Source organism: Acinetobacter sp. YH12027 (assembly GCF_013420085.1).
In the GTDB taxonomy this organism is placed as follows: domain Bacteria; phylum Pseudomonadota; class Gammaproteobacteria; order Pseudomonadales; family Moraxellaceae; genus Acinetobacter; species Acinetobacter amyesii.
Map to the genome: position 1 here is coordinate 64,448 of NZ_VOYW01000015.1, position 16,701 is coordinate 81,148.

The 16,701-nt window shown below is 40.7% G+C and carries 12 protein-coding genes and 1 other RNA gene; 10 read left to right on the forward strand and 3 right to left on the reverse strand.

All coding sequences use genetic code 11. The annotated features are described in order from the left end of the window. Nucleotides 1–18 precede the first annotated feature (18 nt). From FTT94_RS07350 to FTT94_RS07360, 3 genes are all read left to right on the forward strand, one after another. Nucleotides 19–963: a GGDEF domain-containing protein gene (locus tag FTT94_RS07350; RefSeq protein ID WP_180170505.1), complete on the forward strand. Its 945-nt coding sequence runs from the start codon at nt 19–21 to the stop codon at nt 961–963. 394 nt (nt 964–1,357) lie between these two features. After that, entirely contained in the window at nt 1,358–1,807 is a 450-nt protein-coding gene (locus FTT94_RS07355) for an ABZJ_00895 family protein (RefSeq protein WP_168379056.1), read from the forward strand. Between the two features lie 66 nt (nt 1,808–1,873). Continuing rightward, entirely contained in the window at nt 1,874–2,809 is a 936-nt protein-coding gene (locus FTT94_RS07360) for a TIGR01777 family oxidoreductase (protein ID WP_168379055.1), read from the forward strand. A 21-nt stretch (nt 2,810–2,830) separates the two neighbouring features. Here FTT94_RS07360 and thiO read toward each other — a convergent pair whose 3' ends face one another. Further along, on the reverse strand, nt 2,831–3,955 hold the full coding sequence (thiO, locus tag FTT94_RS07365; protein ID WP_180170506.1) for a glycine oxidase ThiO: 1,125 nt from the start codon (nt 3,953–3,955) through the stop codon (nt 2,831–2,833). Nucleotides 3,956–4,092: 137 nt separating this feature from the next. Then, on the reverse strand, nt 4,093–5,106 hold the full coding sequence (gene hemB, locus FTT94_RS07370) for a porphobilinogen synthase (RefSeq protein WP_180170507.1): 1,014 nt from the start codon (nt 5,104–5,106) through the stop codon (nt 4,093–4,095). Between the two features lie 107 nt (nt 5,107–5,213). Here hemB and FTT94_RS07375 point away from each other — a divergent pair, with 107 nt between their 5' ends. From FTT94_RS07375 to FTT94_RS07385, 3 genes are all read left to right on the forward strand, one after another. Next, the gene (locus FTT94_RS07375; RefSeq protein WP_180004269.1) at nt 5,214–5,711 is read left to right on the forward strand and encodes a thioesterase family protein; all 498 of its coding nucleotides are present in this window, start codon (nt 5,214–5,216) and stop codon (nt 5,709–5,711) included. A 262-nt stretch (nt 5,712–5,973) separates the two neighbouring features. Next, nucleotides 5,974–7,125: an efflux RND transporter periplasmic adaptor subunit gene (locus FTT94_RS07380; protein WP_180170508.1), complete on the forward strand. Its 1,152-nt coding sequence runs from the start codon at nt 5,974–5,976 to the stop codon at nt 7,123–7,125. 6 nt (nt 7,126–7,131) lie between these two features. After that, nucleotides 7,132–8,658: a DHA2 family efflux MFS transporter permease subunit gene (locus FTT94_RS07385; protein WP_180026568.1), complete on the forward strand. Its 1,527-nt coding sequence runs from the start codon at nt 7,132–7,134 to the stop codon at nt 8,656–8,658. 72 nt (nt 8,659–8,730) lie between these two features. Here the strand turns inward: FTT94_RS07385 and glpK are convergent, their stop codons facing one another. Then, entirely contained in the window at nt 8,731–10,215 is a 1,485-nt protein-coding gene (glpK, locus tag FTT94_RS07390) for a glycerol kinase GlpK (protein WP_180170509.1), read from the reverse strand. A 128-nt stretch (nt 10,216–10,343) separates the two neighbouring features. Between glpK and ssrA the strand changes: the two genes are divergently transcribed. From ssrA to FTT94_RS07410, 4 genes are all read left to right on the forward strand, one after another. After that, nucleotides 10,344–10,703, forward strand: a transfer-messenger RNA (tmRNA) gene (ssrA, locus tag FTT94_RS07395). Between the two features lie 71 nt (nt 10,704–10,774). Then, nucleotides 10,775–12,343 carry a type I restriction-modification system subunit M gene (locus FTT94_RS07400; RefSeq protein ID WP_180170510.1) on the forward strand — a complete coding sequence of 523 codons (1,569 nt, stop codon included), beginning with the start codon at nt 10,775–10,777 and terminating at the stop codon, nt 12,341–12,343. Further along, nucleotides 12,343–13,494, forward strand: coding sequence for a restriction endonuclease subunit S (locus FTT94_RS07405; protein ID WP_180170511.1), 1,152 nt, complete (start codon nt 12,343–12,345; stop codon nt 13,492–13,494). The genes FTT94_RS07400 and FTT94_RS07405 overlap by 1 nt, the downstream gene beginning before the upstream one ends. A 214-nt stretch (nt 13,495–13,708) precedes the next feature. Beyond that, complete coding sequence (locus tag FTT94_RS07410; protein WP_180170512.1) at nt 13,709–16,672, forward strand: type I restriction endonuclease subunit R; 2,964 nt, start codon at nt 13,709–13,711, stop codon at nt 16,670–16,672. The last annotated feature ends 29 nt before the right edge of the window (nt 16,673–16,701 follow it).

Genomic DNA, 16,701 nt, shown 5'->3' on the forward strand with positions numbered 1-16,701 from the left:
GGTAGCAGGAGATGCAACATGCCAAATAATCCTTTTGATGAAGAAAAACTTGCAAATAGTATGGTGTATAAGACTTTATTAGAGTCTACATTAGCCATTCCTTGGTGTATTGATTGGGACAGTAAAACATTCAGCTATATTGGACCGCAAATTGAAAAGTTACTCGGTTGGAAACAAAGTAGTTGGAAAACGGTAGATGATTGGGCATCACGTATGCACGAGGAAGACCGTAATTATGTACTGAATTATTGTGTTTCACAGTCTATGGCTGGTATAGATCATGAAGCAGATTATCGTGCACTTAAAGAAGATGGTTCATATCTTTGGATACGTGATGTTGTTCATGTCGTGCGTAAACCAAATGGTGATGTAGATTGTCTTGTCGGCTTTATGTTTGATATTTCCGAGCGGAAAAAACAAGAGGAACAACTACAAAAATTGCAACGTCAGCTCGAAGAATATTCATATAAAGATGGCTTAACTGGTATTGCAAATCGACGTTTGTTTGATGACTTTTATCAACGCGAATGGTTGAACGCGATACGCACACAAAAGCCACTGAGTTTAATTCTGATCGATTTGGATTATTTTAAACAATACAACGACTTGAATGGTCATGTGATTGGGGATACCTGTCTGCGTCAAATTGCGAAAAGTTTGGAATCTTGTTGTACACGACCTCGTGATTTAGTCGCGCGTTTTGGTGGTGAGGAATTTGCTTGGATTTTACCAGAAACCAATGAGGCAGCAGCAGCAGTGATGGCCGATAGAATTATGGAGGCCGTGCGTGCTGCACGATTACCGCATAAAGCTTCAGCGGTGTCTGAACTCGTCACACTCAGCATGGGGGTAAAAACCATTATTCCATCAGATCTAGATAATCGAATGCAATTTTTGGATCAGGTCGATAAAAACCTCTATGTAGCGAAAAGACAGGGGCGTAATCGCTATTGTGCTGCATAACATGGCTTTGCTGTTGTGACTTATTTTAAAGTTGCAGCAAGTTTTTAGTCAGTCGATATTTTATCGGCTGATTTTTTTGGGTGTAGAATATAAAAATTAAATGCTGAATACATAAGGCACAAAATAAAAGACCGACGATTCGAGTGATGATGAAATCGTCGGTCAAAAAATCGATTTCAAATTTAAGTGATGGCTGCTGTTCATACTTAAATTCAAAATGAAACTTATTGCTTTTAAAAAGGTCACCGAAACATTGTGGATGCCGTCCAAATCATCGGTTGCTACAGACCTTGTACCCTATATAACGTAGCTGATTACAGATTGGTTGACATGAAAATGAAAAAAAATGCATTTTTTTTTATACTAGGTGTCAACTTCTTCTTGGGTTAGGGTCATGGTGTCTTTAACACGTTATTTTTTCTTGTTTTTTTTCATTTGTTTAATCATGACCTGTATTTGCGGTGTGATCGCAGCATTATTGCCACAGGGTGTGGGTGGTATTTTAACGGTCGTACCCTATCTGATTGCCATGATCGTGGTGTTATTTCGGTTTTTAAATAAAAATCAGAGAGCACCGACACAGGCAGAACGTAAAAAATTTACCCTAGGTTTTAGCCTGATTTTTTGGTTATATAATTTTGGTTTTGTACTTTTGGGTATCGCAATTTTTTCAAGAAAAGATCCTGAAATTTGGCAAAATTTAATGCTCTATGTTCAACATCCTCAGTTTATGAGTTTAATGGTGATCATGTTATTACTGATGGCTATCCCTTTGTATTTAATCACCTATTGGTTTTATGGTCCGCAAGCACAGCGGATGGCTTCTCAAAAGTTTGGCGCATAAAGCTTGATCATCTGGTGATCTTGTTCTATAGATAACAGTATTATTTCATATAGATAAGAACAAATTATGCATCAGCCCACAGTACTGCTGACGGGTGGCAGCGGTTTTATTGGCACACATCTCATCAAGGCACTTTTAGCTGCGGATTATAAAGTGATTGGGCTCAGTCGTAAGGCTGGGCGTATTTCTAAATCACCACATTTAACTTGGGTACAGCAGCTCGATCAAATTCCTCATGACAGAATTGATTATGTGATTAATCTTGCAGGTGAAAGTATCGGCAAAGGTCGCTGGACAGAGACGCGTAAACAGCAATTATTAGAAAGTCGGGTCAAAACCACAGAAGCGCTGTATCAATATTTACGTAAACGTAAAATTTTTCCGAAATGCATTATTTCAGGTTCGGCTGTTGGCTATTATGGTATTGATATTGAAGAACAATGGACAAAAGTGTGCGATGAAAATGCTGCACCACAAGCCATTTTTATGTCAGAGCTATGCCAAAGTTGGGAGCAAGTCACACGCCAATTTCCTGAACAAAATACCATTATCACACGACTAGGTGTGGTCTTGGCTGAAGGTGGCGGAATCTTACCGCAAATGCTGCGACCGATTCAGCTCAATTTGGTCAACAAAATAGGTTCCGGTCGGCAGCCTTTTGTGTGGATACATATACAAGATGTGATCCGAAGTATGCTGTTTTTAATGAAACAAGCAGAGAAAAAACATGCATTGCTTGAACCCACGCCAATCGATCCGCATATTTTTAATTTAGTTGCGCCTGAAAAATCGACACAGGCTCAATTTGCGCAGATTGCAGCACGTCAATTAGCGAAAAAGCCGTGGCTCAATGTGCCTGCAATTGTTTTTAAAATTTTATTGGGTGAGCAATCGCAATTAATTTTAAATGGTCAACTGGTTCAGCCAGCTGCTTTATTACAGCAAGGCTTTGAGTTTAAATTTCCGACGTTAAAAGAAGCCTTGCAGGATTTATTGGCTTAGTTGAATTTGACCTATTGACCATTATTCGACGCTTAACAATGCATCTTGAAACAGGCGAGTTGGACTATAGTTGTCTGCATTGAATGAAGGCGTTTCCCCAGTCATCAGTTCAGCCAATAACTGAGCTGAAGCAGGTCCCATACATAAACCATTTCTAAAATGCCCAAAATTTGCCCAAAGATTGTCGAAATTTGGCATCTGCCCAATATATGGAATCCCTTCAGGCGAAGATGGGCGCAGGCCAGCCCAAGATTTCACAATCGGAAAGTTGGCAAGCTCTGGTACCATGTCAAAGCAGGATTTTTGAATATGCTGCAAGGTTGTATTTGTTGTCTGAGTATCAAAGCCACATTGGCGCATACTTGAGCCGCAAACCACATGACCGTCTTGGCGTGGAATCAAGTACATGACTTTATTCATGCACATGGTCGGCAACCAATTTTGCGGGGTTTTAAAGAGAAGCATTTGTCCCTGCACGGGTTGTACGGGTATCTCAATGTCTAGTTGTTCACTCCATGCGGCTGACCAAGCGCCCGTGGCAATAACGAATTGATCAGCTGTATGTTGTTTGCCATCTGCGGTGGTGATGGACTGGATACGATTGTCCGAACGGTTTAATTGGTGGATAGGGCAATGTTCATAAATCTGAACTTTAGGATGCTGCTGTAAATAAGCCGTTAATGACTGCAAAAGTCGCGGATTACGGATGTTGGCTAATTGCGAAAAATAAATGCCATGTGCAAAGCGTGCTGAAATGTGAGGATTAATCTGCTCAATTTGCTCGGATTGTAAATATTCCGCCTGTTGCATTGGGTCTTGGTGCAAACGGGCATAATCTAAACCGATTTCAAAATCATCTTCATCAAAAATCAACATGCCAGTTTCATGAATTTCAAAATCAATCCCAGTCATAGGTTTTAATTTTTCATTCCATTTTTGGTAGCTCTGCTTGCCATAACGTGCGAGCGCATTGACTTCATTGGGATATCGCCAAGGATACATCGGGGAGAGGATGCCACCACCGGCCCATGATGCAGCAGAACCTGTGCGTTGTTGGTCGAAAATTGTCACCGTACAACCACGTTCGACCAATTCCAATGCGGTGAGTAAACCACTTACACCCGCCCCAATAATGGCAATATTCATGTTCTTTTAACCGATGAATGTATAAGTTTGATCTTAACTTCAGCAACGCCGAAGTTTTTCTTCCATGACTGTTTTTTGAATTTTACAGAGATAAAAAAGCCTTCCTGAACGTTACTATTTCAGGAAGGCTTTGCGGGTTATTTCATGTCTTTCAACATGAGTGCTGCATCTTCAGCAAAATAAGTCCAGATCCCATCTGCACCTGCACGGCGGCAACTCATCAGCGATTCGATAATCACGCTAGCAGACAACCAACCATTTTGAATGGCACCTGCCAACATGGCGTATTCGCCACTCACTTGATAGACAAAGGTTGGAACACCGAAGTTATCTTTGACTTCACGGACGATATCTAAATACGGCATACCCGGTTTTACAATCACCATGTCGGCGCCTTCTTGAATATCGAGTGCTATTTCATGTAAAGCTTCAGCACGGTTACCGATGTCCATTTGATAGTTATATTTATTGCCACCTTTGAGGTTGCTTGAAGAACCTACCGCATCACGGAATGGCCCGTAAAAGCTAGACGCATATTTTGCAGAATAAGCCATGATGTTGGTATAGATATGGCCATTGGCTTCAAGGGCTTGGCGAATTGCACCGATACGACCATCCATCATGTCACTTGGTGCAACCACATCTGCACCCGCTTCGGCATGGCTGAGCGCTTGTTTAATTAAGCATTCAACGGTTTCATCATTCAGTACATAGCCGGTATCATCAATGATACCGTCTTGACCATGTGTGGTGTATGGGTCGAGAGCACCATCAGTGATGAGAACCATTTCTGGTAGTTCTTTTTTTAATAAGCGGATGGTGCTTTGGACTAAGCCATCTTCATGCCAAGCTGCTTCAGCCGTTAAGCTTTTATCTTCCTGTGGTGTAACTGGGAACAAAGCTAATTTTGAAACACCCAATTCGAGTAAACGTTCTGCCTTTCTTAGTAACAAGTCAGCAGATAGACGCTGTACGTTTGGCATGCTTGGAATGTCTTGAGTTTGTTGCTGGCCTGGCAACACAAATACTGGATAAATGAGATGATCAGTCGTCAGTTGAGTTTCACGCACCATGGCACGAAGCTGGTCATTTTTACGAATGCGACGCATGCGGGTAGCAGGAAAAGCTGGACGATTGAACGTATAGGTCATAACAATCTCATTGATCAGTATTAAACTTTGACTATTGTAGACGCATAATGAGGGTTTGGCGCACCCCGTATTATTTTTTTATTCAATGACAGCGATTCGAGTAGGCTATGACAGATGTAAATAAGAGTTGGACCGGTAATATTGACCTAAACTCGAAGATTGAAATCGATACTTTATTAAATAACATTGCTCAAGCATTTAACAGCTCCCCATTTTTTGTACACAATGCAATGAAAATGACGGTGATCGATGGTCAGATTGAAGCACGTGTGGACATGGCCAGTAATCTAATAGGAAATGTCGCATTCCAAATTTTACATGGTGGTGTTGCGGCAACTTTACTCGACAGTATCGGTGGTATCTCTGCAATGGCAGAATTGTATAAAAAGGCCACAGCTGAAGATCTAGCAGAAACGAGTAAAAAGGTATCTCGCTTAGCGACCGTCGATATGCGTGTGGATTATTTGGCGCCAGGACGTGGACAGTATTTCGTTGCACGAGCTGAAACCTTACGTTTAGGCCGTAAGGGTTGCACTATGCGTATGACCATGGTTAATGATGAAGGTAAAGCGATTGCAACGGCGATTGCATCGTATGCTTATTAAGCCATTTTTAAGTTAACACATTCAAAATGATGAAAAAATAAAGTCCAGTATTGGCAGCAGGGCATGATTTTATCCTGTTGCCGACGAAAAAAAGACTGACGAGTTACATTTTCTATTCTCAGGATATGATTTTTTAGCTTTAAAATGCCGGAAAATTGAAGAAGATAGACTTTCTCACGACACCATTATCTGACAGCAAAGTTGACATGCTTTGCAAAGCTCATGATGCCATGACCAAGTCTGCTAGATTTAGGACAAATCTATGACAGATACCGTTAGTAACCTGCCAGAAACCCCATCTACAGAGCAGCCCACCGATCAGGAATTAAAAGCACGCAGAAAAAAAGGCCTTGGTATAGTGGCTGTATTGATCGTGATTGCTTTGGTGATGTATTTGATTTGGTCAATATTTCTAAATCATTCCGTCAGTACCGATAATGCCTATGTCGGTGCAGAAACAGCGTCGATTACCTCGATGGTCACGGGGCAAGTGGCAGAGGTTTTGGTGAGTGATACGCAGCAAGTGAAAAAAGGCGATGTGCTTATTCGTATTGATGCTCGTGATGCTGAAATTGCCTTAGCTCAAGCTCAGGCTGAATTACTTAAAGCAAAACGCCAATACAAACAAACAGCGGCGAATAGTAGCTCTTTAAACTCACAAATCTTTGTCAGTGATGATGCGATTCATAGTGCAAGCGCACAAGTCGCCAAGGCACAAGCCGATCTGAATAAAGCACAAGATGAATTACAACGTCGTCAACAATTGGCTGCTTCGGGTGCGATTTCTAAAGAAGAATTAAGCACAGCACAAAGTGCTGTGAATACCGCTAAAGCCAGTTTTGATGTGGCCCAAGCAGGGCTCGCTCAAGCCAAATCTAGTCAAAAAGCGGCGCAAAGTAATAAAGCTGCGAATGATGCATTAATTCAAGACAGCAATGAAAACTCAACCCCAGATGTTTTAGTTGCGCAAGCACGTCTACAACAAGCTCAGTTGGACTTAGAACGTACACAAATTAAAGCACCCTTTGATGGTGTAGTGACACGTCGCAATATTCAAGTTGGGCAACGCATTGCACCGGGAACGTCATTAATGATGGTGGTGCCTGTCTCTCAGTTATATGTCGATGCCAACTTTAAAGAAAGCCAATTGGCAGGGGTGCAAGCGGGTCAAAAAGTTGAACTGACATCTGATCTGTATGGTGACAAAGTTAAATTTAATGGCATAGTCACTGGTTTTTCTGGTGGCACAGGTTCAGCATTTGCCTTGATTCCAGCACAAAATGCCACAGGAAACTGGATTAAAGTGGTTCAGCGTTTACCTGTGAGGATTCGTTTGGATCCAAAAGAGTTGGCAGAACACCCACTACGTGTGGGGCTGTCTATGGAAGCGACGATTGACTTGAAATCGAAGTAATTGCCTATGAATCAGCAAATGCAAATGACTGACCTGAAAGGTGGTCGTCTGATTCTCGCTGCCTTGGTCTTGGCATTGGCGAACTTTATGGTTGTGCTCGACATGACCATTGCCAATGTATCCGTGCCGCATATTACCGGTAGCCTTGCAGTATCGGCATCCCAAGGGACATGGGTCATTACCTCTTATGCTGTGGCAGAAGCGATTTGTGTGCCATTAACCGGTTGGCTCGCTGGACGCTTTGGTTCTGTACGGGTTTTTGTGATCAGCCTGTTTGGCTTTACGGTATTTTCGATACTGTGTGGTTTATCGACCAGTTTGGAAATGTTGGTGTTTTGCCGAATTGGGCAAGGTTTGTTTGGTGGCCCGATTATGCCACTGAGCCAAACGTTGTTAATGCGTATTTTCCCTCCTGAAAAGCAATCCCAAGCCATGGGCATGTGGGCAATGACTACCGTCGTTGGCCCCATTTTAGGTCCAATTTTGGGTGGTACGATCAGTGATAATTTATCTTGGCATTGGATTTTCTTTATCAATATTCCTGTCGGGATCGGTTGTGCAATCGCAGCGATGCGCTTACTGAAAACGGCTGAAACTCCAACACAGAAATTGAAAATTGACCGCGGTGGTTTACTGCTGTTGGTGTTGTGGATCGGTGCCTTGCAATTGATGTTGGACTTGGGTCATGAACGAGATTGGTTTAATCATCCATTTATCGTGGTACTGGCACTGACGGCATTTGTCGGGTTGATCGTTTTTACGATTTGGGAGCTGACTGAGCGGCATCCTGTGGTGAATATACTGCTGTTTAAGTACCGAAGCTTTACCATTTCGGTCTTGGCTTTGGCCTTTGGTTTTGGTGCCTTCTTCGGGAGTATTGTCCTGATTCCGCAGTGGTTACAGATCAACTTGGGCTATACCGCAACGTGGGCAGGCTATCTCACTGCAACGATGGGCGTCGGTAGTCTGACCATGTCGCCAATTGTTGCGAAGCTTGCAACCAAATACGATCAACGTGCTTTAGCGAGTTTTGGTTTAAGTATCTTGGGCGGTGTAACTCTTATGCGCGCCTTTTGGACCACGGATGCAGACTTTATGGCTTTGGCTTTACCGCAAATATTACAAGGTTTTGCCGTTCCATTTTTCTTTATTCCTTTGTCCAATATGGCCTTGGCATCGGTACTGCCACAAGACATGGCATCTGCAGCAGGATTGATGAACTTCTTAAGAACCATGGCAGGGGCAATTGGAGCGTCGATTGCAGTAACCATTTGGGATGATCACACCAAAGTCGCACGCAGTGAAATGGTCAGTAATTTACATGTTACTGAGGTACAAAACACCTTGGTGAATCATGGAATGAGTTCAGAAGCTGCTTTGGGATATATCTCCAGTTTGGTGGATAAAGAAGCCTTAACGCTTTCAGCCAATCATGTGTTTTTAGTCTTGACGGGTGTCTTTATATTCGCTGCACTGATCATTTGGCTCTGTCCGCGACCTAAAGCAGGTGTGGGTGGTGGTCATGCACATTAAATATTATCAAGTATAAAAAAACCGCTCAAATGAGCGGTTTTTTTTATTGCATACGGTGTTGATTGAAAAAAATTAAAGGTCCGAGCGCGCCCGTTTAAGTGCAGATTGCCACTGAGCCAAATGAAATTCACGTTGATCTGCATTCATTTTTGGTTCAAAAGCACGTTCTAATTGCCATGATGCAGCAATTTCATCAAGATTTGAAAACACACCCGCTTTGAGTCCGGCCATTGCGGCAGCGCCCCATGCTGTTGATTCTAAAAGTTTAGGACGCAGTACAGGCACATTTAAAATATCGGCCTGAAATTGCATCAGCATATCATTGCTACTGGCACCACCATCGACACGGAGTTCTTTAAGTGGACTAGACAGGTCTGACTGCATGGCGGTCAATACATCCGACACTTGAAAGGCAATGGCCTCTAAGGCAGCACGAGCTATGTGGGATTTATTGGTACCACGTGACATGCCGCAGAGGAGGGCACGGGCATCACTGTCCCAATGCGGAGCGCCTAGCCCAGTAAAGGCAGGAACCAGAACCACGCCATCGGTATGCTCCACTTGGCACGCGAGTTTTTCAACATCACTGCTTTTTTGAATAATCCCTAAACCGTCTCTTAGCCATTGCACGATTGCGCCAGCCATAAACACACTGCCTTCTAGTGCATAATGGGTTTGACCTTGAGCTTGCCATGCAAGGGTTGAGAGTAATTTATTATGGCTATATTGAACTTCGGTGCCAGTGTTAAAGAGCATGAAACAGCCTGTACCATAGGTGTTTTTTGCTGTTCCTGCTTCAAAGCATGACTGTCCAAATAGCGCAGATTGCTGATCACCTAAAATGCCGGTAATGGGAATGTTTGCGCCAAGTAAACCTGTCGCGGTATCTGCAATATATTCATCTGAACTAATGATTTTAGGAAGGACCGACAGAGGAATATCAAATAATTCTAAGAGTTCTTCATCCCAAGTTTGTTGCTGCAAGTTCATTAGCATGGTTCTTGAGGCATTGCTGGCTTCAATCACATGTTCTGCACCTTGCGTCAGGTTCCACACCAACCAACTGTCAATCGTGCCGAAAGCCACATGACCTTGCTCTGCGAGTTCACGTAGACCTTGGGTGTGTTCTAATAACCAGACCAATTTCCCAGCACTAAAATAGGGGTCGATACGTAAACCGGTCTTTTTGTGAATGAGGTCATTGAGGTTTTGTTGAGTTAGTTGCCCACACCACTCGGTTGCACGGCGGTCTTGCCAAACAATTGCAGGAGCAAGTGGTTGACCTGTGCGTTTATCCCAAACCACAGTGGTCTCACGTTGATTGGTCAGGCCAATGGCTTTGATGTCTTTGGCGAGGATGCGAGCAGAGGCGAGCGCTTGTTGTACGACGGCAATTTGGGTACTCCAAATTTCCTGAGCATCTTGCTCCACCCAACCCGAATGTGGGGTTTGAATATGGGTTTCCCGTTGAGCTGTAGCTTGAACTTGTCCATGTTCGTTAAAAATGATCGCACGACTTGAAGTCGTTCCTTGATCGAGTGCCAATAAATAGCTCATATATTTTTCTTTTGCGGTCTTGAAAAATAAAATATTAACGCAATTATGTAATTAAGCGCAGATCAATGTGTAATTGTTTCGAAATTGCATCGCAATTTTTTGCAGTTATGCTATGATGACGCTACTTTGGGGATGTTTCTGGCTTCGACGCTGGTGATGAAACTCATAGATGCATGTCGAGAGCGCATTTTCTCTCGTAAATCAAATTTGCATATTTTAGTCGCAAACGACGAAACTTACGCTCTAGCTGCCTAAGGGCAGCTTGTCCGCATCCCTGAATACTTGTGGTTAGGGGTCCCGACTGAAGCGAACGCACACAAGTCCGTATAAGATCAAGCCTTGGGGTCTTATACTAAATCTTAAAGGATCGCGATTTGTACCCTGTTCGTCGGGTCACAAAGAGCTAAATTAATAGACGATATCTAAGCATGTAGTATTCTCGAGCGTAGTGCTGGCGGACGCGGGTTCAACTCCCGCCATCTCCACCAAAATTCAAAAAAGTCGAACCTTCGGGTTCGGCTTTTTTTATGATTAATTAAAAACATTTTTTGGTACAACAATGACTCAAGTCCAGCTTCAAGAACTGCAAAAACAACTCTGGAATATTGCCAATACTTTGCGCGGTAAAATGGGGGCAGATGAATTCCGTGATTACATTTTGGGCTTGATCTTCTATAAATATTTGTCTGAAAAAATTCAAAATAATGCCAACGAAATTTTGGCGCCGGATCAAATTAAGTTTACAGAATTGGTCGAAGATACTGAAATTAATCAAGCATATTTGAGTGCTGTTCGTGAAGAATGTCTTGCCAGTATGGGTTATTTCTTAGCGCCACAAGAATTGTTCCATAGTATGGCAACATTGGCTCGAGCAAAAAAATACATTTTGGATGATGTAATTAAAACCCTTAAGGCAATTGAGCAAAGTACGCTGCGTACAGATGCGGCAGATGATTTTTCGCATTTGTTTGAAGACATGGATTTAAGTTCGACCAAGTTAGGAAATACGCCTGATGACCGCAATGAGCTGATTAGCCGTGTGATCGTACATTTGGACGATATTAATTTTGATCTATCGAATACTGAGTCTGATATTTTAGGCGATGCTTATGAGTTTCTCATTGGTGAATTTGCTTCAGGTGCTGGTAAAAAAGCAGGTGAGTTTTATACACCGCAAATGGTTTCGACTTTGCTTGCAAAACTTGTCACCTTAGGTAAAGAACGTCTACGCAGTGTATATGACCCGACTTGTGGTTCAGGATCTTTATTGCTACGTGTAAAGCGTGAAGTCGGTGATGTGGATGCGATTTATGGTCAAGAAATGAATCGTACGACCTATAACTTGGCGCGCATGAACATGATTTTGCATGATGTGCATTACTCAAAGTTTGAAATTAAGCAGGAAGATACTTTAAAACGTCCACAGCATATGGAACTGAAATTTGATGCGATTGTAGCGAATCCACCATTTTCGGCAAAGTGGTCTGCGAGTGAGTCATACTTAAGCGATCCGCGTTTCCGTGATTTTGGTAAGTTAGCCCCAAGTTCTAAGGCCGATATGGCGTTTTTACAGCACATGCTTTATCAGTTAGATGAAAATGGGACTTTGGCGATTGTACTACCGCATGGGGTTTTGTTCCGTGGTTCGAGTGAAGGGCATATTCGTAAGCATCTAATTGAAAAGTTAAATGTGATTGATACGATTATTGGTTTGCCTGCCAATATTTTCTATGGCACGACTATTCCGACTTGTGTGTTGGTGTTGAAGAAAAACCGTGAGCATAGCGACAATATTTTATTTATTGATGCGAGCAACGAGTTCGATAAGCAAAAGAATCAAAACAAGCTCTTACCTGAGCATTTAGATAATATCGTTGGTGCATTTGAAAATCGTCAGAATATTGAAAAATATGCATACGTAGCGAGTCTGCAAGAAGTTGCTGACAATGATTTCAATTTGAATATTCCTCGTTATGTCGATACTTTTGAAGCAGAAGAAGAAATTGATTTAGATGCAATAGCGAAACAGCTTCAAGCCTTAGAAGTTGAAAGTCAAAAGACTGATGTAGTGATTGCAGGTTTTTGTAAAGAGTTAGGCATTGATTCTCCGTTTGCGGAGGTAAAGTAATGGCTTCGCCAAAGTTACGCTTTAAAGAGTTTGATGGAAATTGGCTAGCAGCCACGTTAGAAAATTTAGCAGAAGTAGAGCGTGGTAAATTTTCTGTACGCCCGAGGAATGATCCAAGGTATTTTGGTGGCGAGATGCCATTTGTACAAACAGGGGATGTAACAGGCTCTGATGTTTATTTGAAAGGATATAGTCAAACTTTGAATACAGATGGTATTCGAGTAAGTAAGGTATTTCCTGCTGATACGATTTTAATTACGATTGCCGCAAATATTGGTGATACTACAATTACCAAATATCCAGTTGCTTGTCCTGATAGTGTTGTTGCCATTCAACCAAAACGAGAAAAAGCAAACACAATTTTCTTAAAGAATATTATTGACCTTCAAAAAGACAATTTAGATTCTCAAGCAACTCAAAATGCTCAAAAAAATATTAATCTTCAGGTCTTAAAGCCTTTAGAGTTAATTGTTCCATCCAAAGAAGAACAAACTAAAATCGCTTCTTTTCTTTCCGCTGTGGATGAAAAAATTAATTTACTGACCCAAAAGCATGAACTACTGAGCCAATATAAACAGGGCATGATGCAAAAGCTGTTTAGTCAGCAGATACGTTTTAAAGCTGAGGATGGAAGCGAGTTTGGAGAGTGGAAACAATCTTTATTAGGACAAAACTGTCACATTACCACGGGGAAACTTGATGCAAATGCAATGAATGCAAATGGTAAATATAGATTCTATACTTGCGCTAAAAATTATTTTTATATTGATAACTTTGCATTTGATACCGAAGCATTACTTATTTCAGGAAATGGTGCTCACGTTGGTTATATTCACTATTACAAAGGAAAATTTAATGCATATCAACGGACATATGTTTTAGATGGCTGGGAACATAATATTCAATATGTAAAATATTATTTAGATAAATATTTGAAAATTAGGATAAATAGTGAAAAGAAAGAAGGAAATACTCCATATATAGTATTGTCTACATTAAATGAAATGCCATTCCAAATCCCTACTTTTGAAGAACAAACTAAAATCGCCAATTTCCTCTCAGCTATTGACCAAAAAATTGAAGTTGTAGCGCAGCAAATTGCACAAACTAAACAATGGAAAAAAGGCTTGTTACAGCAAATGTTTGTCTGATTGTTTATATTGCTTCATAAAATTCCTGCATTTATTCAAATGCGGGAATTTTTTTATTTAAGAAAGTACTGAAAGATTCCTAAAAGAAAAAACAGTGATCTGTATCATCAGTTTAGATGTTTGTTTGATGAATTTAAAAGATTGAAAAATATAATAAATCTATTAGAATCAAAAGATATACATACCAATAGTTAAAAACTGAGCAGTATTATAAATGTCGACCCAAAAAGAACTTGAACTCGAAAACCAATTTATAGAGCACTTAACAACTTTAGGGTACGAACGTGTTCAGTATAGAAACGAAACAGCCTTACTCGCAAACTTAAAAAATCAAATAGAAAAATTTAACGCACTGACTGCACCACTCACACATGAGCAATGGGAACAGGTGTGGAATTACCTGAGCAGCGAACATACGATTTTCGGCAAAGCCAAACTATTGCGTGGTTCATATCAGCTTAAACATGATGATGGTACGACCCAAACACTGCGCTTTTTAAGTGATGATGCGGCAAAAAACATTTTTCAAGTGACCAACCAAGTGACGGTCCAATACGGTGAGAGCGGTACAGAAACCAGCCGTTTTGATGTCACGCTATTGATCAACGGCTTTCCATTAGTACAAGTTGAACTTAAACGCAGTGGCGTAGAAATCGCACAGGCGTTTAACCAAGTGCAAAACTACAGCAAAAATGCCTATACATCAGGACAAGGTCTGTTTGGATACATCCAGCTATTTGTCATTAGTAACAGCGTAAATTGCTTATATTATTCACATGGCACACCATTGTTTGATTTCACATTTCCATGGGCAGATGAAAACAACAAAGCAATTAATGATTTGAGTAAATTTACCGAAGCATTTTTAAACGCCGCACATATTACGAAAATGATCAGTAAATACATCGTTCAGCATCAAACAAATGAATGCTTAATGGTGCTACGACCTTATCAAGTCTATGCAGTTGAAAACATGATTCAGCATGTGAAAACCTCAACCGATCATGCCTATATTTGGCATACAACGGGTTCGGGTAAAACACTCACGGCATTTAAAGCCAGTGAAATCATGCGTCAGTTGCCAGAAATAGAAAAAGTAATTTTTGTTGTGGACCGCAAAGACCTCGATAATCAAACCACTAAAGAGTTCAATGCCTTTGTTCCCGACTGCGTAGACCAAACGACCAACACCAAAACATTGGTCGAACAGCTCATCGGTAAACGGCTGAACTCACGAAAAAATGAAAGCAATATACTCACAGATAAATTGGTCGTGACGACCATTCAAAAGCTGAATAACGCAATTACACTCCCTAAATTCAGAGAATTGATCGCTGATTTGGCAGATAAAAAAGTCGTATTTATTTTTGATGAATGCCACCGCAGTCAATTTGGTGATACTCACCAAAATATCAAACGCTTCTTTAAACAGGCGCAAATGTTCGGTTTTACAGGCACGCCTATTTTTCCTGTGAACTGTCAAAGCATTGGTGGCGTGAAATACACCACAGAATATCTATTCCCTAAACGACTGCATAAATATGTGATTGTCGATGCGATAGCAGATAAAAATGTTTTACCATTTCAAATTGATTACGTAGGACAATTTACCGCTCATCAGGTGAATGCAGGTGATGAAAAAATACAAGGCATCGATACTAAAGAACTGTATGACAACCCTGAGCGCTTAGAAAAAATTGTACGTTATATTTTAAAAAATCATGACAAAAAAACGGCAAAACGCGAATTTTGTTCAATGTTTTGTGTCAGCTCAGTAGATGTCCTGCTTCAATATTATGCAATATTTGCCAAAGTCCAAGCAGAGTTGGTTGCAGAAGCGGACAAGAAGGAAGAAATTTATACCCCTTTAGTGATTGGTACGATTTTTTCTTTTGGAGCGCAGGACACGACAAACGACGCTAATGACTCCACAACAGGTACGATTTCTGAAGAAGAACTAGAACAGCCGAGTCAAGTTGATATGGGGCGTAAAGCACAACTTGAACGGATCATTGCAGAATTCAATACACGCCATCTGACTAGCTATAACTGCGACGAAGGATTTTATGAATATTATAAAAATCTAGGTGATCGAGTTAAGTACTTCAAAGTACCTAAACCACCTAAAGAAGTTGGGGAGCTTAAAGGGCCACCAATTGACTTGCTGTTGGTGGTGAATATGTTCCTGACAGGGTTTGACTCATTGCCACTTAATACGATTTATGTCGACAAGAACTTAAAATATCACGGATTAATTCAGGCTTTTTCGCGTACAAACCGTATTTACAAACCAACTAAAGCTTTTGGTAATGTCGTGTGTTTTAGAAATTTAAAGCAGGCAACAGATAAAGCTCTTTCTACTTTTGCAGACGACCAAAATTTTGAACAAGTGATTGTGCCACCATTGGATCAACAATTAGCAGAATTTAATAAGTGTGTTAGTGAATTAAGAAAAATAACACCTGAGTGTCAGTCAGTAGATGATCTAAAACTCGAAAGTCAGCAGTTGCAGTTTATTCAAGCTTTTCGTGATGTGATTCGTCTACATTCACAACTGAAAATGTATACAGACTTTGATGTTGATAAAGCAGTTATAGTGCCGCAAGAACTTGAGGACTATAAATCTAAATATAAAGATTTATATGACAGAATAAATAAAGGTACAGCAGTTGAAAAAGATTCAGTGCTACGTGACGTGAATTTTGCTTTAGATTTTATTATTAGTGATTATGTAAATCAGGATTATATTTATACATTATTAAATATGATTGCTGCTGCGCCACCGTCCTCGATTCAAAGAGCGAAACAGCAGCAACAACTCCAATCTTTACTCAGTAATGACCGAAAAATGTATAAAAAAATGGATTTGATTCAGAAATTTATTGATGAACAAATACCACGAATGCTGAATGGCCAAAGTGTTCAAGATGCATTTAAGCAGTTTTGGGATGCAGAAAAACAGCAAGCCTATGATGTCTTTTGTAAAGATGAAAATCTTGTGATTGATGAATTTAAAAAAGTGGTTCAACGATTTGATTTTACTGAACGTTTTCCGCACGCACATGAAATTCGTCCATTGCCAAAAAACAAGCCTTCAGCACTGGTGAGTAAAGTCTATTTTGAGGGATTGCATCAGAAAACCAATGCGATTTTAGAAAAATATGATTTACGGATTTAAACGTTAAGCTAAGTTATGAAAAATATTTG